Genomic DNA, 21171 nt, shown 5'->3' on the forward strand with positions numbered 1-21171 from the left:
ACCGGCCGCGGCCGGGGCTTTCACTGCTGCTGCAAATCAAAGATGCGCGTCATTGGCGTCCACTTCTGTCCGGCGGGCGTCCAGGGCGTGGGGGCTTGAAACCGCCACATCAGTGCTTCCCATTCGCGGATCTTCGGGTCCGTTTCGGTGGCGTGGGCCATGCGCTCAGCGTCGTAAATGGCGTCGTCGGTCTCCATGATCATCACCATGCGTGTACCAAGCCGGTAGATCTCCATGCCAGTCACCCCGTGGATGCGCAGGTGCTGTGCAACCTCCGGCCAGATGCGCTGGTGATGCGCTTCATACGTGGCAATCAAGGCCGCGTCGTCTTTCAGATCGAGAGCAAGGCAGTAACGCATGGCGGCGGTCTCGTCATTCATCAGGTCAGCGCACGGTCGAGGTGCGTGTAGCCACCATCGACAAATACCCACTGCCCTGTCGTGTGCGACGCCTGGCTCGACAGCAGGAACACCGTGGTACTGGCAATCTCATCGGCAGTGGTCATTCGCTGGCCGAGCGGGATCTTGGATGTGATACCTGCGAGCTTGGCGTCCGGATCGTCAAACGTGGCGATCCAGCGCTCGTACAGCGGCGTCAGCACCTCGGCGGGAATGACCGCGTTGACACGCACGCCGTCCGGCGCCAGTGATGCTGCCCATTCCCGTGTGAGCGACAGCTGTGCACCCTTCGCGGCGGTGTATCCGCTCGTATTGCCCTGCCCCGTCACCGCCGTTTTCGACGAGATGTTGACGATGGCCCCTCGGCTCGCTTTCAGGTGCGGCAGGCACAGATGCGCCATGACGTAGTAGTGAATCAGGTTTTTTTCCAGGGAGCGCACGAACGCGTCTCGGCCCGCATCCAGGCCCACGCTGTCATTGACGCCCGCGTTGTTCACGAGACCATCGATGCGCCCGAACGCGCGCGCCGTTTCATCCACCATGCCGCGACAGTCGACCTCGTCTTCCAGATCGAACTGGAAGAAGCGTGCCTTGGGCTGGCGGCGCATCAACTCGGCCTCGAACGACGGGGCCATCGGGCTCTTCCCGCAGATGACGGGGATGGCGCCTTCAGCAGCCAGTTGCAGCGAGATGGCCGCGCCAATACCGGCCGCCCCACCCGTTACGATCACGACGTTGTCTTGCAGATGCAGATCCATGGCTCAGGCCTTACCTTCCTTGAGTTGCAGGTTGTAGCAGCGGATGGCGGTGCCGCCCCAGAGGTCGGCGCGTTCGGTGGCGCTCAGGCGCTCTTCGGCCCAGACGTGCAGCACGTCGTACACGGTGCCGTACGACGCGGCCAGCAGGCACACAGGCCAATCGGAGCCGAACATCACGCGCTGCGGGCCGAAAACGTCGAGCGCCACGTCGAGGCATTGCCGTGCGTGGTACACATCGCGCACGGTCACGCCTTTTCGCCAGTCGGCTTCGGTCAGCAGGCCAGACAGCTTGCAGACAACGTGTGGCATATCCCCTAGCGGGGCCAGTGCGGCCTTCCAGCGTGCCAGGGCCTGCGGGTCGCGCTCGAACGTTTCAAGCGGCGGTTTGCCGAGATGGTCCAGCACCAGCCAGTGGCGGTCCTGCCGGCCGCAAAAGGCCACGGCGGCGTTCAGTTGATGGCCGTACACCAGTACGTCGTACGTGTACCCCCAGAGCTGCAGTAGCGAGACACCACGCTCGAATGCCGGGTCCGACAGAAACGCCTCGACATCCGGCTCGTCTTGCACGGTGTGCCGAAAGCCGACCAGCTTGTGCTCGCCGCTCCGCGCTTCCAGGCGCGCCTCCAGATCAGTGGCATGCAGGTCTTCCCAACCGACCACACCCACAATCCACTCGTGCGCATTGGCGAGACCGAGCAGAAAATCTGTCTCCTCGCGCTCGGTGCGGGCCTGCACGGCAATCGCGGCATCCAGCCGCTGCGCGCGCAATTCGGGCAGCAGATCGGCGGGCAAGCGGTCGTTCGCCAGGGCCTCCATGCCGAGCCCGATCCATCGGTAAGCCTCGGGCCGGTAACGCCAGAAGTGCTGGTGCGCGTCGATGCGGAACGTCGTCATCGACTCAGCCTCGGAAGCGGTATTGCTCAAGCGACGCTGGTTTCATCGTGATCGAGAAACCGGGAGCCTGAGGCGGCAGGTAGGCTGCGTTGCGCACCACGCACGGGTCGACAAAGTGCTCGTGCAGGTGGTCCACGTACTCCACCACACGGCCTTCGCGCGTGCCGGATACGCAGATGTAATCGATCATCGACAGGTGCTGCACGTACTCGCACAGGCCCACGCCACCCGCGTGCGGGCAAACCGGCAAGCCGTATTTGGCGGCCAACAGCAGCACGGCGAGGATCTCGTTCACGCCGCCCAGCCGACACGCATCGATCTGCACCACGTCAATCGCGCCGCGCATGATGAACTGCTTGAAGAGGATGCGGTTCTGGCACATCTCGCCCGTCGCCACTTTCACAGGCGCAATGGCCTTGCGCACGGCGCGATGGCCCTCCACATCGTCCGGGCTAGTGGGCTCTTCAATGAACCACGGCTTGGCAAACCCCAACTCGCGCACCCAGTCGATGGCTTCGCTCACCTCCCAGACCTGGTTGGCGTCGATCATCAGTTCGCGGTCGGGCCCGAGCACCTCGCGGGCGATGGAAACACGGCGGATGTCGTCTTTCAGATCGCGCCCGACCTTGAGCTTGATATGGCGGAAGCCGCTGTCGACGGCCTCTCGGCAGAGGCGGCGCAGCTTGTCGTCGTCATAGCCGAGCCAGCCGGCGGAGGTGGTGTAGCAGGGGTAGCCTTCCGCCTCGAGCGTGCGGATACGCGCAGCCTTGCCGGGCGCCTGCTTGCGCAGCAGTTCCAATGCTTCGTCGGGCGTGATGCCGTCGGTGATGTAGCGGAAGTCGATGCAGCGCACGAATTCTTCGGGCGTGAAGTCGGCCACCAGACGCCACAGCGGCTTGCCTTCGGCCTTGGCCCACAAGTCCCACGCAGCATTGACGACCGCCCCGGTTGCCAGGTGAATGGCACCCTTGTCCGGGCCAATCCAGCGCAGCTGGCTATCCGACGTGACATGCCGCCAGAAGCGGCCCATGTCTTCGCGAATCCAGTCCAGGTCCAGCCCCTCCACCAGATGACGCATCGCTTCGATGGCGGCGCAGCACACCTCGTTGCCGCGGCCGATGGTGAAGGTCAGGCCGTGCCCCTCCAGGCCCGGCTGATCCGTTTCCAGAATCACGTAGGCCGCGGAGTAATCCGGGTCCGGGTTCATCGCATCGGAGCCGTCGAGATGCTGCGAAGTCGGAAAGCGCACGTCCAGCACGCGCAGAGATCGGATGATGGTCATGTGTGTTGTGTTCTGGAATGCGGAATGCGTGCCCTTCAGCCCTGCGCGTTCACCGTGCGCTGGCGTTGCTCGCCCAGGCCCTGGATGCCCAGGCGCATGGTCTGGCCGGCGCGTAGATAAACCGGCGGCTTCTGCCCCAGCCCCACGCCCGGCGGCGTGCCGGTGGAAATCACATCGCCCGGCTGCAGGCTCATGAAGCGGCTCAGGTAGCTCACCAGATGCGCCACGCCAAACACCATGGTCGACGTCGAGCCGTTCTGGTAACGATGCCCATCCACCTCCAGCCACAGGTGCAGCGCCTGCGGGTTGGGCACCTCGTCAGCGGTGACGAGCCACGGGCCGATCGGGCCAAAGGTGTCGCAGCCCTTGCCCTTGTCCCACGTGCCGCCACGCTCGAGCTGGTATTCGCGCTCCGACACATCGTTGATAACGCAATAGCCCGCCACGTGCGAAAGCGCATCCGCCTCGCTGATATAGCGGCCGCCCTTGCCGATCACGACGCCGAGTTCCACCTCCCAATCCGTCTTGACCGAGTCACGCGGAATTTCCACGTCGTCGTCCGGGCCGCTGATGGCACTCGTCCACTTGCTGAAGACCACCGGTTCGGCGGGCACCTCAGCACCGGTTTCGGCAGCGTGGTCCGAGTAGTTCAGGCCGATGCAGATGAACTTGCCGACGTTGCCGACGCATGCGCCCAGCCGGAGACCCGCTTGCGGCGTGCCATCCACCACGGGCAAACGATTGATGTCCAGCGCGCGCAGACGGTCCAGGCTTTCGGGCAGCAGCGCCGCGCCGGCCACGTCGTCGATCACGGCGGACAGGTCGCGCACTTGACCTTGTGCATCGAGCAGACCGGGCTTTTCGTGGCCCTTGGGGCCGTAGCGGAGGAGTTTCATAGCGTTATCGTTGTGGACAGCAATCAATCAGCGAATTAGTTGGACCAGCCGCCGTCGATCACGCAGCAGGTGCCGGTCGTGAAGCGGGACTCGTCCGAAGCCAGATAGGTGGCCAGCGCGGCAATCTCGTCTGCCGTGCCGACGCGGCCCATCGGCTGGCGCGCAACGAATGCGGCGCGGATGGTGTCGATGGAGACGTTTTGTTGCTGTGCCTGCGTGGCAATGCGCTGCTCGAGCGAAGGCGATTCCACCGTGCCCGGGCAGATGGCGTTGCAGCGGATGCCGCGCGCCACAAAGTCGGCGGCAATCGCCTTGGTCATACCGATCACGGCGGCCTTGGTGGCGCCATACACAAAGCGGTTGGGTACGCCCTTCACGCTCGAGGCTGCTGAGGCCATGTTGATGATCGACGCGCCGCCGTTGTCGAGCATCTTGGGCAGCAGCGCACGCGTAAGCCGGTACATCGACGTTACGTTGAGCTGCCACGAAAACGCCCAGTCGTCTTCCGAACATTCGAGGATGCTGCCGTGGTGCACAAAGCCCGCGCAGTTGAACAGCGCATCGAAGGCGGCTTCTTCGCGCGCCAGCACGGCGATGGCGTTGGCGTCCGTCACATCCAGGCGCAGGGTGCGGATGCCGGCGGTCTCGGCCAGTGTGGCCAGCGCCTCCGTGTTGACGTCGGTGGCGAGCACTTGCGCGCCCTCTTTTGCAAACATCATCGCGCTGGCCCGGCCGATGCCCTGCCCGGCCGCTGTTACGAGAATGCGTTTTCCTTGGAGTCTCATTGCGTGTGCGTGCCGACGTGGGCCGGTCAGCGCCGGCCCGTATCTGCCATTGGGTTAGACCACTGCACCAGCATGGCGGCAGACAACCTCCGCCATGCCCCTCATTGCGATGCTGCGTCAGTACAGAACGTTCTTGGCTTCCGGCGAATCCAGGTTCTGCTTGTTGACCATCATCACGCCGGTATCGACCTGCTTCTGCACGGGCTTCTTCTCGATCACGTTGACGACGGTCTCGATGCCCTTGTAGCCCATCTGGTACGAGCTTTGGACGGCGATTGCGCGGATCGTGCCGTCGCGCACGAAGCCCTGCAGATCCTGATTGCCGTCAAAGCCGATGGCCGCCACCTTGCCGCTCTTGCCCGACTGCTGCAGCGCGCGGCCCATGCCAACGGCCGTCGGCTCGTTGGCACCGAAGATGCCCTTCAAATCAGGATTGGCGGCCAGCACGTCGGTCGTCTGGTTCAGCGCCGTGGCCATTTGCGATTGCGAATAGAAAGGCCCGACGATCTGCAGCTTCGAATGCGCTTCAATGTATTTCCTGAAGCCGCCCACGCGGCCGATTTCAGACCCTGCACCCGGCACGTACGACATGATCGCGATCTTGCCGGTCTGGCCCACGGCATCGATCATCGCCTTCGCACACAGCTCACCCGCCTTGGTGTTGTCCGTCGACAGGAACGACTGGTAATACTGCTTGCCCGAATCGGATACCAGCGAGTCGATCAGCACCACGGGAATGTGGGCCTCCCACGCTTTCTTCATCGCCGGCACCAGCGCGTCCGGGTCCGATGGTGCGAGCACAATGCCAGCCACCTTCCGGTTGACCGCGTTCTCGACCATGTTCACTTCGTCGGCGATGGCGGATTCGGCAGCGGGCCCCTGAAAGGTCATCGTGTAGCCCTTCGCGTTGGCCATGGCAGCCGTGGCGCCTTTCTGGACGTTCTGCCAGAAGTTGGAGTTGGCCGATTTGACGACCACGGCAATTTCACCGCCCGCCGCTTGCGCATAAGCAGAGAACAATGCGCAGGTTGCTGCCACCACCGCCAGCACAGAACACTTCTTCATGTCTCACTCCTTGGTTTTGGTTTGAACTGCTCGATTCACAACTTGCGGTTTCTGAGCTGATCGATCCAGACGGTGCCAAGGATGACCACGCCGATGATGATCTGCTGGATGAAACTGGATACGCCGTTCATGTTGAGCCCGTTGCGCAACACGCCGATCACGAACGCGCCAATGGCCGTGCCCGAGACCGTTCCGACACCGCCCATCAACGACGTCCCGCCGATGACGGCACTGGCAATCGCGTCGAGCTCGTACATCACGCCCTCATTCGGTTGTGCCGTTACCAGGCGAGACATCAGCACGCAGCCGGTCATCCCTGCCAGCAGGCCCGAGAGCACATACGTGAACAGCTTCACGCCCTGCACGTTCACGCCGGACAAACGTGCCGCTTCGGCATTCGAGCCGACTGCGTAGATGTGCCGACCAAGCGAGGTGCGTGCGAGCAGCACAGAGACGGCGATGAAGAGCGCCAGCATGATCACCACCGGGTAAGGAATGCCGGGGAAGACCGTATCGGGAAAGCCATCTGCCCCGATGTGCGAGATACGGAACAGCGCGCCGTTGCCGAGTTCGCCAAAGGCGTCGCCAAGACCCGACACCGGCCGGGCACCCGTAATCTGCAGGGCCAGGCCGCGTGCCACCAGCATCATGCCCAGCGTGGCGATAAACGGCGGCAGGCCCATCTTCGTGATGCAGATGCCGTTGACCCACCCGCAGATGGCGCCGACCAGCACGCCGGCCAGCATGGCAATGGGAACCGGCACGCCCATCTTCACGAGCAACGCCGCGACCACGCCCGAGAGCGCCAGCACCGACCCCACCGACAGGTCGATGCCACCCGTGATGATCACGCACGTGGCCGCCACGCCCAGGTAGGCAATCGACGTGACCTGCAGCGCGACGGTCATGAAGTTACCGACGGAGAGGAACGCCGCACTGGTTGAAGCAAATGCAATCACAAGCGCCACCAGGCTGCCCAGCGCTGCAAACTTTTGGATCAAGTCACGGTGGTGTTGCTTGCGCTGCGTTTTCACGGCCTGCGGCTGATCGGATGTCATTTCAAGCATGGGTTCGTCCTGATGCGTAATGCAGAATCTCTTCCTGGTTCGTGTTCCGCGTTTCCAGGACGGCGGTGATCCGGCCTTCATGAAAAACGGCGATGCGATCGGTCATGCCCAGCAGCTCCGGCAGCTCCGAGCTGATCAGCACCACACCCACGCCGTCCGCCGCCAGTTGATCCATCAACCCGTAGATGGCGTACTTCGCACCCACGTCGATGCCGCGTGTCGGCTCGTCAAAAAACAGGATGCGCGAACCGCGATACAGCCATTTGCCGATCACGATCTTCTGCTGATTGCCACCCGAGAGATTGCGCACGGTCTGCCCCACCGACGGCGTGCGGATATTCAGCTCGCGCACGTAGCGCTGGGCCACAGCAGTCTCTTCGGAAAAGCGCAGGAAGCCGTGCGACGAAATCGCCCGCACATTGGCCAGCGTGATATTCACGGCCACGGGCATGGACAACGCCAGACCGTCCTTCTTTCGGTCTTCCGACAAATAGGCGATGCCCTGCCGGATCGCCTCGCGCGGCGAGCGGATCGTCACCGGTGTATCACCCAGCATGATCGATCCGGAGTCGAGCCGCTCGGCGCCGAAGATCGCCCGCGCCACCTCCGTGCGACCTGCGCCCATCAAGCCGGCAAAACCGAGAATCTCGCCCTTGCGCAGCTCGAACGACACGGGCCCAAAAACGCCTGCGCGGCTCAGTGCGTTCACGCGCAGCAAGACCTCGTCGGTCGGCACCGATTGGCGCGCGGGAAACACGTCGTCAAGCGAACGGCCCACCATCCGCGCGACGATCTCGTTGATGTTGGTGGCAGCAAAATCACTCGTGGCGATATGGCGGCCGTCGCGCAGCACGGTGACGCGGTCCACGATCTCCGCCATCTCATCGAGCCGATGCGAGATATACAGAATCGCCACGCCATCTGCGCGCAACTCTTTGATGATGCGAAACAGCTGAACGGTTTCGGATTCCGTGAGCGAAGACGTGGGCTCGTCCATGATCAGCACACGCGCGTTGAGCGACAGCGCCTTGGCGATCTCCACCATCTGTTGCTGCGCGATGGAGAGCGCGCTCACCAGCGTCGTAGGCTCAACCGCCAGGCCGATCCGCTGCAGATAGCTGCGCGCGTTGGTGTTGAGCTTGCGGTAGTCGATGAACGGGCCGCGCTTGGGCTCGCGCGCCAGGAAGATGTTCTCCGCCACCGACAGGTGCGGCACGAGATTCAGCTCCTGGTGGATGATCGCAATACCGGCTGCCTGCGCCTCGGCGGTGGAGGTGAACCGCACCGCCTCGCCCCGATACGAGACGGCGCCATCGTCTGCCGTGTACTGGCCGCTGATGATCTTCATCAGCGTGGATTTGCCGGCACCGTTCTCGCCACAGATGGCATGGACTTCGCCCGCACGCAGATCCAGATCCACGCCATCCAGCGCAACCACGCCGGGAAAGCGTTTGCCGATGCGCTGCAATCGCAGGATCTCTTGCGGCATCGACAGTCTGGCGCTGCCAGCGTGCGCGGGCACGGCCTCAGCAGGGGTCATCCGTGGTCTCCGTTGTCTTGCGAGGCTCCGATCTTCCGCTTGACCCACTGGTAAGTCCAGTTCAGCGCAGTCCGATCATGCTCGTCATTTTTTGGTCAGGCCAATATCGTTCATAACATACTAGCCTGACCACTAGTGCAAACCCTGAAATACCAGCGACACTAGTCTAGACAAAGCCTTGCAGCGCGCATGCTAGACTCGACGCGCACACACGCAGGGCCGAGCCCGCACCAAATTCACACAAAAATGAAGCAGACTGAGCCCAAGCGGCTTTACCAATCTGTGGCCGCACAGATCCTCGCGCTGATCCAGCAGGAAAAACTCGCTCCGGGCACGCGCCTGCCTCCGGAGCGCGAACTGGCGCAAACGCTGGGCGTGTCCCGCCCGTCGCTGCGCGAGGCCCTGATTGCACTGGAGATTGGCGGTCAAGTCGAGATCCGCATGGGTTCCGGCGTGTACGTGCAAGACGCGAGCGCAGCAAGCGAAAGCGCCGCCATTCCGTCGCTGGGCGAAAGCCCTTCGGAGCTGATGCAGGCCCGCGCCATTCTTGAAGGCGATGTCGTCACGCTGGCTACCGGCCGGCTGACGGCGGCCACGCTCGACAAGCTGCAGCGCACCGTCGACCGCATGCGCCGGCTCGCCCAGGCAGGCAAGTCCCCCACCGATGCAGACCGCCAGTTCCACATGCTCATCGCAGAAACCGCCGGCAATTCGGTGCTGAGCCGCTTCGTGGCCGAGTTGTTCGATAGCCGCCACGACCCGATTGCGGCTGCCATCCGCGACCACGCAGAAGGCGAATCGAGCTGGCATGCGGCCGTGCGCGAACATGAAGAGATCCTGCGGGCGCTGCAGGCGGGCGACCCGATTGCCGCGCAAACCGCCATGCGGGCGCACCTGCGCGCATCGGAAGAGCGCTGGATTGCGGGTGCCATTCAGCAAGACAACGCACCCTGACACCCGCACCTCGCCCAAATCGGCCTGACCAAATAAGAAACCGCACTGCCTCCGCACCCTTGGAAACAAGGGATTTCTAGCATCAGGGTTTCCCCCATCAAGAATTTCCCGTCAAGATGTTAAATTGGCCTGACCAAATGGACAGGCCAATTTAGCGTGGCCGCTTGCGCTGGCACGCGTGCAGATCACCCTGTCCCCCCGATCAATCAAGGAGACCCGCAAGGTGACTCACCGTTTGCATTTGCCGCGTGCGCATGCCCGCCTCTCTCAGCAGCTCGAATACGCAAAGACCAGCGGCGCCTCTCTTGTCGGGGCCACCTCATGCTGACGGTCATCTGCGAAACCCCGGGCACCCTGCGCGCGCTCGACCGACCCGTCCCCGCTCCTGCCGACGGCGAGGTGCTGCTGCGCGTCAAACGCGTGGGCGTGTGCGGCACCGACCTGCACATCTTCACGGGCAACCAGCCCTACCTGAGCTATCCGCGCGTGATGGGGCATGAGCTATCAGGCATCGTTGAGCAGGCACCGGCCGACAGCGCGCTCGCCAAGGGCGACGTCGTCTATGTGATGCCTTACCTATCGTGCGGGCACTGTGTCGCCTGCCGCCAGGGCCGCACGAACTGCTGCGTCAACATCCAGGTGTTAGGCGTGCATCGTGACGGGGCCTTCACCGAGTACCTGAGCGTGCCGCAAGCCTTCGTGCATAAAGCGGAGGGCGTGAGTCTGGATCAGGCCGCGATGGTGGAATTTCTCGCCATTGGTGCGCATGCGGTGCGTCGTGCGCAGGTGAAGGCTGGGCAGCGCGTCCTGGTGGTCGGCGCGGGCCCCATCGGCATGGCGGCCATGATCTTTGCCAAGCTGCGCGGTGCGACTGTGACTGCGCTGGATTCACGCGCGGACCGCCTCGCCTTTGCGGCTGAGCAACTCGGCGTGGATGCCTGCGTTGCGCTAGGCGACACAGACGAAGCGCAACTCGCCGCGCTCACGGGCAACGAGTTCTTCGACGTCGTGTTCGATGCCACCGGGAACCCGAAAGCGATGGAGCGCGGCTTACGCTTCGTAGCGCATGCCGGCACGTATGTGTTGATCTCAGTGGTGGCGGCCAATCTCTCGTTTTCCGACCCTGAATTCCACAAGCGCGAGACCACCCTGCTCGCCAGCCGCAACGCCACCACGGAAGATTTCGAAACCGTGCTAGACGCCATGCGCGCGGGCCAGATTCCTGCCGCGCTCAACACCCACCGCATGCCGTTGGCCGATGTGCCCGAGCGCTTCAAGACGCTGCTCGATCCGGCCGCCGGCGTGGTGAAAGCCATCGTGGAGTGTTGAGCGCATGACCACGCCGATCCTCCAGTTCGGCACCAGCCGTTTCCTGCAGGCGCACGTCGACCTGTTCGTCTCGGAAGCACTGGACGCGGGCCACGCGCTAGGCGGCATCACCGTGGTGCAGACCACCGCCAACCCCGCAAGCACCGCGCGGGTCAAGGCGCTTGCGAGCGGTGCTGGGTATCCGGTGCGCATTCGCGGCCTGCAAGATAGCGCACCCGTCGACCACACCGTGACGTGCCGCGCCGTGCAGCGGGCGTTGCAAGCCGATACGGATTGGCAACAGCTGTGCGAGCTGATGGCGAAACACGTGCAGGTCGTGGTGTCCAACACGGCCGACCAGGGCTACCAACTCGACGCGCGCGATGATGCCTCTTTGCTGCAAGCGCCATCGCAGGTGCCCCGCAGCTTTCCCGCCAAGCTGGTGGTGCTGCTGCATGGCCGTTGGCTACGCAACCCTCATGCGCCCTTGTCGCTGTTTCCCTGCGAACTGGTCGAGCGTAACGGCGACACGCTGTGCGCCACCGTCTGCGCACTCGCCGAGCAATGGGCGCTGCCCTCCGCATTCGTCGACTGGCTGCGCACGCATTGCGTGTGGGCGAACTCGCTGGTGGATCGCATCGTCTCTGAAGCGCTGCACCCTGTGGGCGCCGTGGCCGAACCGTATGCGCTGTGGGCCATCGAACGCCAGCTTGGGCTCGTGCTGCCGTGCACGCACCCGGCCATCGTGCTGACGGATGAGCTCGACCACCACGAGCGACTCAAGCTCTTTCTGCTGAACGCCGGCCATACGTTCCTGGCCGAGCGCTGGCGCGAAGCTGCGCTTCCTACCAATCTGACTGTCGCGCAAGCCATGGAGCACGCGCATCTGCGGCCCGAACTGGAAGCCCTGTGGCGCGACGAGATCGTCCCCGTGTTCACCGCCCTGGGCAAGCACGACGCCGCCCTGGCCTATCTCGTCTCGCTGCGAGAGCGGTTACAGAACCCTTACCTCGCCCACCGCCTGGCAGACATCGCGCAAAACCACGCGCAGAAAAAGCAGCGGCGCCTGGCCCCCATCGTCACGCTAGCGCGACAGCTGGGCCTGCACATCGCACAGCCGCGGTTGAACGCGGCGCTTGCCCATCCCAATTGAACCTGCAGAGCACCATGTCCGACGCTTCACTCATCCTCCTGGCGCCTGATGACGACGTGGCTGTTGCACGCGTTGCACTGGAAGCCGGCGCGAAACTCGACGCACCATCGATCACGCTGCCCACGCTGACCGCCCTTGCTGCCATTCCCGCCGGCCACAAGATTGCCGTGCGCGACATCGCATCCGGGCAGCCAGTGCACAAGTACGGGCAGATCATTGGTGTGGCAACGGCCCCCATCCGTGCGGGCGAGCACGTCCACGTGCACAACGTCGGCATGGCCGATTCCGCCGCCGAGCACACCGTGGGCCACGCCTACCGCGCCACCGTGCCCGTGGATGCACCGGCCACGTTCGAAGGCTACGTGCGCGCGGATGGCCGGGTCGGCACACGCAATTTCATCGGCGTCATTGCCAGCGTGAACTGCTCAGCCACCGTGTGCCGGCATATCGTGCAAGCGGCACAGGTGGAAGCGGCGGCGTTCCCCAATGTCGATGGCGTGGTCGCCATCACGCACGGCAGTGGCTGCGGCATGGCCGGCAACGGCGAGGGGCTTGCGCTACTGCAGCGCACGCTGCGCGGCCATGCCGACCATCCCAATTTTGCCGGCGTGCTGATTGTCGGCCTCGGTTGCGAAGTCAACCAGGTGGCGCCGCTCGTGCAGATGCTGGGGGCGCGCACGCCGGGCTTGTTCGCTTCGCTGACGATCCAGGAAGAAGGCGGCACACGCGAGGCCATTGCGGCGGGCCTGGCCATGCTGCGCGACATGCTGCCGATTGCCAATCAGGCGCAACGCAGCACTGTCCCGGCAAGCCACCTGACCGTGGGCCTGCAATGCGGCGGGTCAGACGGCTACTCCGGCATCAGCGCCAACCCCGCGCTGGGCGCGGCGGTCGATTTGCTGGTACGCCACGGCGGCACGGCAGTGCTCTCTGAAACGCCCGAGATCTACGGCGCTGAACACTTGTTGACCGCACGTGCCGCCACACCCGCTGTTGCCGATGCGTTGATGGCCCGACTGGCCTGGTGGGAGCACTACACCCGCACGCTGGGCGCCGACATGAACAACAACCCCTCGCCCGGCAACAAGGCCGGCGGTGTGACGACCATCCTCGAAAAATCCCTCGGCGCGGTTGCCAAGGGCGGCAGCAGCGGGCTCATGGCGGTCTATGAGTATGCCCAGCCGGTGCAGGCGCACGGCCTCGTCTTCATGGACACGCCCGGCTACGACCCCGTCTCCGCCACCGGCCAAGTGGCGGGCGGCGCCAACCTGATCTGCTTCACCACCGGCCGTGGTTCCACCTATGGCTGCAAACCGGTGCCGTCGTTAAAGCTCGCCACCAACAGCGCGCTCTTCCGGCACATGGAGCTCGACATGGACTACGACTGCGGCGGCATCGTCGATGGCCACCTCAGCATCGCGCAAGCCGGCGAAGCGCTGTTCCGGCTGATGTTGGACACCGCATCCGGCACCCGCACCAAGAGCGAACTCAATGGCCTGGGCGACAACGAGTTCGTGCCTTGGCAGCTTGGCGCCGTCATGTAGGGACAGCGCTACGCAGCATCAGGAGCAACCCGCCCGCGATGGCAATCGCGCCAATGCCGCGCGCCACAACCTCGCCATGCGGGGCGAGGCGCTCCCAAGTAATCGCCGCAGACACAGCAGCCATGGCGCGCAAGTCCATGGCACCCATCATCAGAAGGATTGCCGTCAGGCACAGGCAGGAACGCACGCAGCGCATCCCCATACGCAAACCGCAGTGCCACGCCGCGCCCACCTTGATGCGAGAGGTGCGGCCCAACTGTGGCGTCTCCCGGCAACGTGCAAGCTGACGGGTCTTCCACACACTGCACTGCAGCGCACCCGCCGAAAAAACGATGACGCCTGTTGCCGTAGGCGCAGCACGCAACAGCACGGGCCATGTCGTTTCCGCTGCAGCCAGCCCAACACTCAGCGCGAAGACCACGACACCGATCGCTGCCCAGATCGCGAAGTACCCGGTCGCGGCCAACGCCGTCCGCGTTCCCATGTTGGCGATGCCCGTGGCACGCATCTGCGCGCGGTAACGCAGCAGCATCGGGAGCAAGGACGGCAACATCATCGCCACCATCATCACCACCCACATGCCGATGAACGAGGTGGCGAATGACCACCATGTCTGACCGCACATCGGCATCCAGCCCATGGGCATCGCGCTCATGGCGGGCATGGAGCCGCTCCACGCCACCGTCGCCACCGCGCTGACGATGAACAGCAGCGCCAAGGCGGCAAGAAAGCCGCGCTCGGACGCTGCATGCCCGCGCGGCAACTCAACGCTGCTGGGCGTACTCGTCATGGCGACGCCACCAGACACCGGTTTCGTTGCGGCCCAGCGGTGCACGATCGAGCCATTGATACGCGCCCCACAAACCATCCAGCCCACGTGCGTAGGTGGAGTACGTGTGATACACGACGCCGTCTTCCAGCACGAACGCGCTCATGCCGGGCCGGTCACGCACATAGGTGGGCGCGTCGGTGCCGCACATGCTCGCGAACTGCTGCACGGGTTCGGGCAGATCCGACGCGTCCATCACGTGGCTGCCGCGCACGTAGTTGTAGTCGGCGCTGCCTGCGCGCTGCTGGTCTTCCGTGATGGAGACGTTGAAGTCGTAGTTGAAATCGCTGCCCACTGACGACGCCCACGGGAAGGACCACCCCATGCGCTTGCGATACTCCAGCAGCTTCGCCAGCGGCCCACGCGACACCGCCATCAGCGTGACATCGTGGTTGGCCAGATGCGTGACGAAGCCGTCAAAACCGTCGGCAATCATCGAGCACGACGGGCAGCCCGCCTTGTAGTCGGGGCCGAACATGAAGTGATAGACCAGCAACTGCGAGCGCCCGCCAAACAGATCGGCCAGCGACGCACTGCCGTTCTCGGTGTCGAAGCGATAGTGCTTGTCGACGCGGACCCACGGCAGCGCCTGGCGGCGGCGTGCCAGCTCGTCGCTGCGGCGGGTGAGTTCCTTTTCTGCCTTGAGCAATTCCAGCCGTTCCGCCAGCCAGGCGTCGCGGGTTCCGATGGGGTGCACTGCACTCATGTTTGCCTCCGTTTGGGTCAATTTCAGGGGATCGGTCGTGCTAGATTAGGCGCCGACCTCAAACGGCGGGAGTGACAAGTGTGGCGGGATTCCGATGGATTCACTGATCACGGCGGCCGCGCGCGCACTCGCGGCTGGTGACCCATTTGGGGCGCTGAACCGCGTCGCCCTGCGCGACGATGCACCGGCACTCGCGCTACGCGGCATCGCCATGGCGCAGCTTGGTGACCTCGCCCGCGCCAAGTTTTTGTTGCGCCGCGCCGCCCGTGCATTCGGCGCAAAAGAAGCGCTGGCACGCGCCCGCTGTGTCGTCGCGGAAGCCGAAATCGCCCTCGCCTCGCGTGATCTGAGCTGGCCAGCCAAGACACTGGACACGGCACGCGCCACGCTTGAAGCGCACGGCGATCACATCAACGCCGCCCATGCGCGGTATCTGGAGATCCGCAAACAGCTGCTCATTGGGCGACTGGACGATGCCGAACGTGCATTGGCGGCGCTGACACCGGCGCGCTTGCCGGCACCGCTGCGCGCGGCGCATGCGCTGGTCATCGCAGGCATTGCCATGCGCCGGCTGCAAACTGCCGCTGCCCAGCAGGCACTGACCAACGCTGCTCATGCCGCGCGCGAAGCCGGTATCCCGACCTTGACCGCGGAAGTCGAGCGCGCCGCCCTCGCCTTGCATGCGCCAACTGCACGGTTGATCGCGCACGGCGAAGAGCGTGTCTTGCGGCTTGCTGACGTGGAGGCCCTATTCGCGTCCGATACGCTGGTGGTCGATGCGTGCCGCCTGGCCGTGCGTCGTACGGATACGGCGGTGTCGCTTGCGACGCGCCCGGTGTTGTTCACGCTGGCGCGGCTGCTGGCGCAGGCCTGGCCGGCGGATGTCTCGAGAGATACCTTGATCGCCCAGGCATTCCGCACCCGGCATGCCGACGACACGCACCGCGTGCGCCTGCGTGTCGAGATTGGCCGATTGCGCACAGCGCTGACAGGGCTCGCCGGCATCCAGGCCACTCGGCAAGGCTTTACGCTTGCGCCGCATGATGCGCGCGACGTCGTCGTGCTGGCACAACCAGTGGACGAGCCGTACGCCGCGGTGCTCGCCTGCTTGGCGGATGGAGAGTCGTGGTCCAGCTCGGCCTTGGCACTTGCGTTGGGCGCCAGCCAGCGGACCGTGCAGCGCGCGCTCGATGCGTTGGCGGCATCGGGGAAAGTGCAATCGTTCGGCCGGGGGCGCGCCCGCCGCTGGTTGACGCCGCCGGTTCCCGGATTCGCGACCACCTTGTTACTCCCTGCTCCGCTACCCAGCGACTAGCATGGAAGCTCCACAACCGAATCCGCAGGACACCCCATGAAACGATCCGCCGCAGACATCGTGCGCGAATACGGCCCCTTCCCCGATGCCAACAACGTCGGCGGCGTCACCTACGACGGCCAGCATGTCTGGTTTGCCGGTGGCGACGCGCTGGTTGAACTCGACCCTGCCAGCGGCAAAGCCTTGCGCTCCATCGACGTACCGGCCCATGCCGGCACCGCGTTCGACGGGCAGCACTTGTTCCAGATCGCCGAAGACCGCATCCACAAGATTGATCCGCAAACGGGCAAGGTGCTGGGCTCGATTCCCGCGCCGGGTGCCGGGGGCGACTCCGGCCTCGCCTGGGCCGAGGGGACGCTGTGGGTCGGCCAGTATCGCGAGCGCAAAATCCACCAGATCGACCCGGAAACTGGCGCCATCCTGCGCACCATTGAATCGAACCGCTTTGTCACCGGCGTGACCTGGGTCGACGGTGAGCTCTGGCATGGCACATGGGAAGGCGATACGGGCGAACTACGCCACATCGACCCACGCACCGGCGAAGTCCTGGAGCTGATTGACATGCCGCCGGGCGTGGGGGTGTCCGGGCTGGAATCCGACGGGGCGGATCAGTTCTTCTGTGGTGGCGGCGGCACCGGCAAGATCCGCGCGGTGCGTCGGCCCGAAAAGGCCGCAAAGGCCGCAAAAACACCGGCAAATCCCAGCGCTGAATGACCCAGTCGAGGCCCCAAAACAGCGCACGCAGACACAGCCCGCCGCCACGCGGGCTTTTTCTTTGCAGCGGGCGCGCTTGTTTGAAAACCCCATAACATTTCGCGCAAGCTCTCCTTGTACGATGGCCGCGCTCGCAATCGTCTTTCAGGAGAGACACGATGCCCTACGATGGAAACCGCGCGGCCAACTACGCCGACAGCCACGCACAGCCGAACAGCACCGGCAACTGCGCCAAGTACGTCCGCAAAGCCCTGGAATGGGGCGGCGCAGAACTCGGCCGCACGCACTACGCCAAAGACTACGGCCCCGTCCTCGAAGAGGCCGGCTTCCAGGTCATCCAGACGCCCGCCCGTAAAGGCGATGTGGTGGTGATCCAACCGGCGCCCGGCCATCCATCCGGACACATGGCCATCTATAACGGCACGGTGTGGGTGTCGGATTTCACGCAGAACGCTGGGCCGCAGGGCTTCTATCCGGGCCCGGCTTATCGTACGGCCAAGCCCGCCTATCGCATCTATCGCCACGACGATTGAGGCCCGCCATGAAGAACCGATTTTTCAGAATGCTGGCATGGATGGCGCTCGCGATCGGCATGCTGGGGGCGCACACCGCCATGGCCCAAGGCAAGGCCGCCACGCCGGAAGCCAATACCAAGGCTTTCTACGCTTGGTACCTCAAGCTGCAGGCCAAGTCGGTCTACCCGCTCACGGATAGCGGCATCACCACCTACGTATCGAAAGACACCGTAGACCGCCTGCGCGAAGCCTACCGCCGCAACGAACTGCCGGGCGACGTTGATTACTTCACCAAGGTGCAGGACTACGACGAGAAGGACTGGTCCGAGCACACCGTGGCCCGCGCGCCCATCTTGCTGGAAGACGTTGCCGTGGTGCCGGTCACCTTCGGCTCGAAGGACAAGATCAGCGTGCTGGTCTTCCTGCGCAAGCAGGGGGATGGGTGGAAGATTACGAAGGTTGAGGATACGCAGGATTTTCAATGAAGCAGTGACTAGCGGCCAAGGCCACCGGACACGCAAGGAAGCCCGCAGCAATGCGGGCTTTTTTATGCAAGGTGGCCCATGCCTTCGTCCATAACGTCTTCCCTATTCGGACAGGATCGTCATCGACCTACGCTTTCCAGGCAGCACCCTCACCTGGAGAGCCCATGAGACCGATCATCGATATTTCGCAAGTTGCAAACAACCAAGCCTTCATCAGCCTAGACCACGCCTTTGGCCTGGCTGGCCGGGTCAACCTTTACAACAACGCAACGAACGACGCCGATGCACTCCGCTACATCGACGCCATGCTCAACGTGCTCGACCGCGACGACTACGCCCGCGAGTTAATCCGCACGCGTGGTCTCAGCCAAGCGGCGGGCACCGCCCTCGCCGCGCTGGAGTACGCCCGCCACACCATTCAAGGCGATCCCCCTGCCATCGCGTTCAACAGTCAGTCCACTGCCAACCGGCTGGTTCTGACGCCCTGATGACGAGCGCCTTGCACACGGTCATGGAGACGCCCGCGACGATGCGGGCTTTCCTGTACTGGCAAATGCGAATCACTCATGCCGCTTCAAAAGCTAGTCGACAAGTTGCATCTGGAGCCGCCGCTGATCGTTTCGGCTGTGATCGTCGACCACCCGCACGTTGTACTCGCCCGCCGCGGACGGCTGCCAGAACAAGGTCTCGCCGGCTGCGGTCTTGCCAACAAAAGCATCGTTGACGAACCAGTACAGCGCATGCGCGCTGGCATCTGCCGTGGCGCTAAAGGCGATCCGCGTATCAGAAGACTGTTTGACGCGTACCGCATACACACTGCCGCGCACCGGCGAAGTGATCTGCGGCGGGTCACCCTCCACGTCCCTCGCGGCAGTGCATGCTGGGTTCTGTGGCGGCTTACGGCGCGGGATACCCGCCTGCGCAAACACCTGCTGGAGATCGGTCGGCCAAAACTCATAGATCTCCGCGTGGGTACGCTTGCCGGCATACGGCGGGCAGGCCACCTGTCCGGTTGCGTCGTCAATGACCACGGGCCGATGCACGCTGCTCACCCGAATCGGCGATACCCCGGGGATGAACCACGTCGAGCCCGTTTGCGGACACCACTGGTTAGGCAAGTCGCCGCTGGCCAGGCAGACTTGCACGCGCTTAAGGTTTGGGGGAGCGCGTCGCGCCGGCTCTGCCATGTGCGGCCGCTCAGCCTGCAACGCATCGACCATCTGGAAAAAGAGTGGCGCTGCCGCGTTGACCCCAACAAACGCGGCATTGCCGGTGTTGTCGAAATTGCCCACCCACACGACCAACACGTACGGGCCGAATCCGCCCGCCGTCCACGCATCACGAAATGCCCACGACGTGCCGGTTTTCCAGTACACGGGTAAGCGCGAAGGTTGGGCCCCACTGGTTTCGTCCGGACGCAAATGCTGGCGGAGCATATCCGTGACCATGAAGCTGGCCTCGGCACTCAACAGCCGTGTGCCCGGCACGGTCGGAGCATCGGCTCGCAAGCGAAGCTGTCTAAAGACACCGCCGTTCGCCAACATGGCATAGAGGCCGGCCATATCCTGCATGGTCACCTCCCCACCGCCCAGCACCAGTGCAAGGCCATAGTGCTGCGGGCTTGCCAGCCGGCTCACGCCCGCCCGCTGCAGCAACTGATAGAGATCAGGGTCGCGCAGCTTTGACGCCACCCACAGCGCCGGAATGTTGCGGCTACGGTTCAGCGCATCCGTTGCCGTAATGGGGCCGAGAAAGTGTCCGTCGAAATTTTCCGGCGAGTACGGCCCGAACGAGGTGGGCACATCGCGCAGCACGGTCTGCGGATGCAACACGCCCTGATCGAAACCCAGTCCATAGATGAACGGCTTGAGCGTTGAGCCTGGCGAACGGCGCGCCAGCGTCCCGTTGACCTGGCCTTGTATCGTTCGGTCGAAAAAATTGGCCGACCCGACCAGTGCCTTAACCCCCATGTCCCGCGTATCCACAAGCAGCGCGGCGACATTGCGGATGCCGCGCCCCGTATTGCGTGCCACGTAGCGGTTGATCTGGCGTTCCAGTACATGCTGCAAGTCCAGATCGATGGTCGTCACGACACGCGCATCGCGGTTGTCAGCGCCGTTCCAGTCGCCTTGTGTGCGGCGCGCCGCGAGAATCTGGTCAGCAGCATGCGGCGCCTCGAACGGCAAGGCCATCAACGGTCGCAGTGCGAACGGTAGTGCAAAGACCGGTTGCAATGCCGCGTCTTGTGGGTGACCCCGAAGCCAGCGCGCATACAGCCGGTTGCGCGCAGCGGTGAGCTGCCGATTGATCTGATCCTGCTCTGGCAGACCGCGCAACCGGCGCACCGGATCCTGCGGAATCACGGCCAGCGCCAGCGCCTCCGGCAAGGTCAGCTTGGCGACAGGTTTGTCGAAGTAAACGAGGCTGGCCGTCCCGGCTCCCTCCACATTGCGGCCATATGGCGCATCGTTCAGGTAGGCCTCGAGAATCTGCCGTTTGGAATAAAAAAGCTCCAGTTGCACAGCGCGCGCCACCTGCCTGAGCTTTCCGAGCGGCGTGCGCGTGTTGATCTGCCACAGGGAGCGCGCGAGCTGCATCGTGATGGTGGAGCCGCCCTGGGGACTGCCACCCCGCACGTAGGTCACCCAGGCTCCGCGAGCAAGCCCATAGGGGTTGAAGCCCGCGTGCCAATGGAACCAGCGGTCTTCATGCAAGAGCACTGCCTCGACCAACTGGGGCGACATTTCATCGAGGGGCACCCATAGCCGGTAGCGGTCATCCTTGGCGAGCGCGAGCCGCAAAAGCCGCCCCTGATCGTCTAGCACCGCAATTGACGAAGGTTTCCAGTCGCGCAGCGGTGGATGCGGCCAGAGCCGGCATGTGACCAGCGCCACCACAATCAGCAGCGCCCCCACAAGCCAGTTCTGCCAACGGACCACCCAGCTAACCAAGGCACGCAACAC

At 64.1% G+C, this 21171-nt stretch carries 21 protein-coding genes; 9 read left to right on the top strand and 12 right to left on the bottom strand.

Annotated features, from left to right (window positions below):
- Positions 1 to 20: 20 nt before the first annotated feature.
- The 9 genes from ACS7SF_RS00855 to ACS7SF_RS00895 form a co-directional block, all read right to left on the bottom strand.
- Entirely contained in the window at positions 21 to 359 is a 339-nt protein-coding gene (locus ACS7SF_RS00855) for an L-rhamnose mutarotase (protein WP_439892805.1), read from the bottom strand.
- A gap of 20 nt (positions 360 to 379) precedes the next feature.
- Positions 380 to 1156, bottom strand: coding sequence for an SDR family oxidoreductase (locus tag ACS7SF_RS00860; protein ID WP_439891260.1), 777 nt, complete (start codon positions 1154 to 1156; stop codon positions 380 to 382).
- Positions 1157 to 1159: 3 nt separating this feature from the next.
- A complete protein-coding gene (locus ACS7SF_RS00865; RefSeq protein WP_439892806.1) occupies positions 1160 to 2050 on the bottom strand; it encodes an amidohydrolase family protein in 891 nt (296 codons plus the stop codon).
- A gap of 4 nt (positions 2051 to 2054) precedes the next feature.
- On the bottom strand, positions 2055 to 3332 hold the full coding sequence (locus ACS7SF_RS00870) for an L-fuconate dehydratase (RefSeq protein ID WP_439891261.1): 1278 nt from the start codon (positions 3330 to 3332) through the stop codon (positions 2055 to 2057).
- A 35-nt stretch (positions 3333 to 3367) separates the two neighbouring features.
- On the bottom strand, positions 3368 to 4228 hold the full coding sequence (locus ACS7SF_RS00875) for a fumarylacetoacetate hydrolase family protein (RefSeq protein WP_439891262.1): 861 nt from the start codon (positions 4226 to 4228) through the stop codon (positions 3368 to 3370).
- A 35-nt stretch (positions 4229 to 4263) separates the two neighbouring features.
- Positions 4264 to 5013 (bottom strand): SDR family oxidoreductase, encoded by a 750-nt coding sequence (locus ACS7SF_RS00880; protein WP_439891263.1) that lies wholly within the window; start codon positions 5011 to 5013, stop codon positions 4264 to 4266.
- 117 nt (positions 5014 to 5130) lie between these two features.
- A complete protein-coding gene (locus ACS7SF_RS00885; RefSeq protein WP_439891264.1) occupies positions 5131 to 6078 on the bottom strand; it encodes an ABC transporter substrate-binding protein in 948 nt (315 codons plus the stop codon).
- A gap of 35 nt (positions 6079 to 6113) precedes the next feature.
- A complete protein-coding gene (locus tag ACS7SF_RS00890; RefSeq protein ID WP_439891265.1) occupies positions 6114 to 7145 on the bottom strand; it encodes an ABC transporter permease in 1032 nt (343 codons plus the stop codon).
- Positions 7138 to 8685: a sugar ABC transporter ATP-binding protein gene (locus tag ACS7SF_RS00895; RefSeq protein ID WP_439891266.1), complete on the bottom strand. Its 1548-nt coding sequence runs from the start codon at positions 8683 to 8685 to the stop codon at positions 7138 to 7140. Before ACS7SF_RS00895 ends, ACS7SF_RS00890 begins: the two co-directional genes overlap by 8 nt.
- 246 nt (positions 8686 to 8931) lie before the next feature.
- Between ACS7SF_RS00895 and ACS7SF_RS00900 the strand changes: the two genes are divergently transcribed.
- The 4 genes from ACS7SF_RS00900 (at position 8932) to ACS7SF_RS00915 (ending at position 13644) form a co-directional block, all read left to right on the top strand.
- Positions 8932 to 9639 (top strand): FadR/GntR family transcriptional regulator, encoded by a 708-nt coding sequence (locus ACS7SF_RS00900; RefSeq protein ID WP_439891267.1) that lies wholly within the window; start codon positions 8932 to 8934, stop codon positions 9637 to 9639.
- 321 nt (positions 9640 to 9960) lie between these two features.
- Complete coding sequence (locus ACS7SF_RS00905) at positions 9961 to 10968, top strand: zinc-binding alcohol dehydrogenase family protein (RefSeq protein WP_439891268.1); 1008 nt, start codon at positions 9961 to 9963, stop codon at positions 10966 to 10968.
- Between the two features lie 4 nt (positions 10969 to 10972).
- Positions 10973 to 12100: a mannitol dehydrogenase family protein gene (locus ACS7SF_RS00910; protein WP_439891269.1), complete on the top strand. Its 1128-nt coding sequence runs from the start codon at positions 10973 to 10975 to the stop codon at positions 12098 to 12100.
- Positions 12101 to 12114: 14 nt separating this feature from the next.
- Positions 12115 to 13644 carry a UxaA family hydrolase gene (locus tag ACS7SF_RS00915; protein WP_439891270.1) on the top strand — a complete coding sequence of 510 codons (1530 nt, stop codon included), beginning with the start codon at positions 12115 to 12117 and terminating at the stop codon, positions 13642 to 13644.
- Here the strand turns inward: ACS7SF_RS00915 and ACS7SF_RS00920 are convergent.
- Positions 13637 to 14434: a DUF2182 domain-containing protein gene (locus ACS7SF_RS00920; protein WP_439891271.1), complete on the bottom strand. Its 798-nt coding sequence runs from the start codon at positions 14432 to 14434 to the stop codon at positions 13637 to 13639. The two genes, ACS7SF_RS00915 and ACS7SF_RS00920, sit on opposite strands and share 8 nt — an antisense overlap.
- Positions 14409 to 15179, bottom strand: coding sequence for a DUF899 domain-containing protein (locus tag ACS7SF_RS00925; protein ID WP_439891272.1), 771 nt, complete (start codon positions 15177 to 15179; stop codon positions 14409 to 14411). The genes ACS7SF_RS00920 and ACS7SF_RS00925 overlap by 26 nt, the downstream gene beginning before the upstream one ends.
- Positions 15180 to 15273: 94 nt before the next feature.
- On the opposite strand from ACS7SF_RS00925, the gene ACS7SF_RS00930 reads away from it, so the two are divergent.
- The 5 genes from ACS7SF_RS00930 to ACS7SF_RS00950 all read left to right on the top strand — a co-directional run bounded on the left by ACS7SF_RS00930 (position 15274) and on the right by ACS7SF_RS00950 (position 18696).
- Positions 15274 to 16494 carry a helix-turn-helix domain-containing protein gene (locus tag ACS7SF_RS00930; RefSeq protein WP_439891273.1) on the top strand — a complete coding sequence of 407 codons (1221 nt, stop codon included), beginning with the start codon at positions 15274 to 15276 and terminating at the stop codon, positions 16492 to 16494.
- A gap of 36 nt (positions 16495 to 16530) precedes the next feature.
- The gene (locus tag ACS7SF_RS00935) at positions 16531 to 17208 is read left to right on the top strand and encodes a Vgb family protein (RefSeq protein ID WP_439891274.1); all 678 of its coding nucleotides are present in this window, start codon (positions 16531 to 16533) and stop codon (positions 17206 to 17208) included.
- 158 nt (positions 17209 to 17366) lie between these two features.
- Positions 17367 to 17741 carry an NlpC/P60 family protein gene (locus tag ACS7SF_RS00940; RefSeq protein ID WP_439891275.1) on the top strand — a complete coding sequence of 125 codons (375 nt, stop codon included), beginning with the start codon at positions 17367 to 17369 and terminating at the stop codon, positions 17739 to 17741.
- A gap of 8 nt (positions 17742 to 17749) precedes the next feature.
- Positions 17750 to 18208, top strand: coding sequence for a DUF3828 domain-containing protein (locus ACS7SF_RS00945; RefSeq protein WP_439891276.1), 459 nt, complete (start codon positions 17750 to 17752; stop codon positions 18206 to 18208).
- 164 nt (positions 18209 to 18372) lie between these two features.
- Positions 18373 to 18696 carry a hypothetical protein gene (locus ACS7SF_RS00950; protein ID WP_439891277.1) on the top strand — a complete coding sequence of 108 codons (324 nt, stop codon included), beginning with the start codon at positions 18373 to 18375 and terminating at the stop codon, positions 18694 to 18696.
- A 93-nt stretch (positions 18697 to 18789) separates the two neighbouring features.
- On the opposite strand, the gene pbpC is transcribed toward ACS7SF_RS00950, so the two are convergent.
- Complete coding sequence (pbpC, locus tag ACS7SF_RS00955) at positions 18790 to 21171, bottom strand: penicillin-binding protein 1C (protein WP_439891278.1); 2382 nt, start codon at positions 21169 to 21171, stop codon at positions 18790 to 18792.

The organism is Ralstonia sp. 25C, from assembly GCF_051904805.1.
GTDB lineage: Bacteria > Pseudomonadota > Gammaproteobacteria > Burkholderiales > Burkholderiaceae > Ralstonia.

What these genes read in the sequence shown, in the direction of transcription:
- ACS7SF_RS00855 (WP_439892805.1), bottom strand. Translation starts at nt 359, where the DNA reads ATGCGTTACTGCCTTGCTCTCGATCTGAAAGACGACGCGGCCTTGATT.
- ACS7SF_RS00860 (WP_439891260.1), bottom strand. Translation starts at nt 1,156, where the DNA reads ATGGATCTGCATCTGCAAGACAACGTCGTGATCGTAACGGGTGGGGCG.
- ACS7SF_RS00865 (WP_439892806.1), bottom strand. Translation starts at nt 2,050, where the DNA reads ATGACGACGTTCCGCATCGACGCGCACCAGCACTTCTGGCGTTACCGG.
- ACS7SF_RS00870 (WP_439891261.1), bottom strand. Translation starts at nt 3,332, where the DNA reads ATGACCATCATCCGATCTCTGCGCGTGCTGGACGTGCGCTTTCCGACT.
- ACS7SF_RS00875 (WP_439891262.1), bottom strand. Translation starts at nt 4,228, where the DNA reads ATGAAACTCCTCCGCTACGGCCCCAAGGGCCACGAAAAGCCCGGTCTG.
- ACS7SF_RS00880 (WP_439891263.1), bottom strand. Translation starts at nt 5,013, where the DNA reads ATGAGACTCCAAGGAAAACGCATTCTCGTAACAGCGGCCGGGCAGGGC.
- ACS7SF_RS00885 (WP_439891264.1), bottom strand. Translation starts at nt 6,078, where the DNA reads ATGAAGAAGTGTTCTGTGCTGGCGGTGGTGGCAGCAACCTGCGCATTG.
- ACS7SF_RS00890 (WP_439891265.1), bottom strand. Translation starts at nt 7,145, where the DNA reads ATGCTTGAAATGACATCCGATCAGCCGCAGGCCGTGAAAACGCAGCGC.
- ACS7SF_RS00895 (WP_439891266.1), bottom strand. Translation starts at nt 8,685, where the DNA reads ATGACCCCTGCTGAGGCCGTGCCCGCGCACGCTGGCAGCGCCAGACTG.
- ACS7SF_RS00900 (WP_439891267.1), top strand. Translation starts at nt 8,932, where the DNA reads ATGAAGCAGACTGAGCCCAAGCGGCTTTACCAATCTGTGGCCGCACAG.
- ACS7SF_RS00905 (WP_439891268.1), top strand. Translation starts at nt 9,961, where the DNA reads ATGCTGACGGTCATCTGCGAAACCCCGGGCACCCTGCGCGCGCTCGAC.
- ACS7SF_RS00910 (WP_439891269.1), top strand. Translation starts at nt 10,973, where the DNA reads ATGACCACGCCGATCCTCCAGTTCGGCACCAGCCGTTTCCTGCAGGCG.
- ACS7SF_RS00915 (WP_439891270.1), top strand. Translation starts at nt 12,115, where the DNA reads ATGTCCGACGCTTCACTCATCCTCCTGGCGCCTGATGACGACGTGGCT.
- ACS7SF_RS00920 (WP_439891271.1), bottom strand. Translation starts at nt 14,434, where the DNA reads ATGACGAGTACGCCCAGCAGCGTTGAGTTGCCGCGCGGGCATGCAGCG.
- ACS7SF_RS00925 (WP_439891272.1), bottom strand. Translation starts at nt 15,179, where the DNA reads ATGAGTGCAGTGCACCCCATCGGAACCCGCGACGCCTGGCTGGCGGAA.
- ACS7SF_RS00930 (WP_439891273.1), top strand. Translation starts at nt 15,274, where the DNA reads ATGGATTCACTGATCACGGCGGCCGCGCGCGCACTCGCGGCTGGTGAC.
- ACS7SF_RS00935 (WP_439891274.1), top strand. Translation starts at nt 16,531, where the DNA reads ATGAAACGATCCGCCGCAGACATCGTGCGCGAATACGGCCCCTTCCCC.
- ACS7SF_RS00940 (WP_439891275.1), top strand. Translation starts at nt 17,367, where the DNA reads ATGCCCTACGATGGAAACCGCGCGGCCAACTACGCCGACAGCCACGCA.
- ACS7SF_RS00945 (WP_439891276.1), top strand. Translation starts at nt 17,750, where the DNA reads ATGAAGAACCGATTTTTCAGAATGCTGGCATGGATGGCGCTCGCGATC.
- ACS7SF_RS00950 (WP_439891277.1), top strand. Translation starts at nt 18,373, where the DNA reads ATGAGACCGATCATCGATATTTCGCAAGTTGCAAACAACCAAGCCTTC.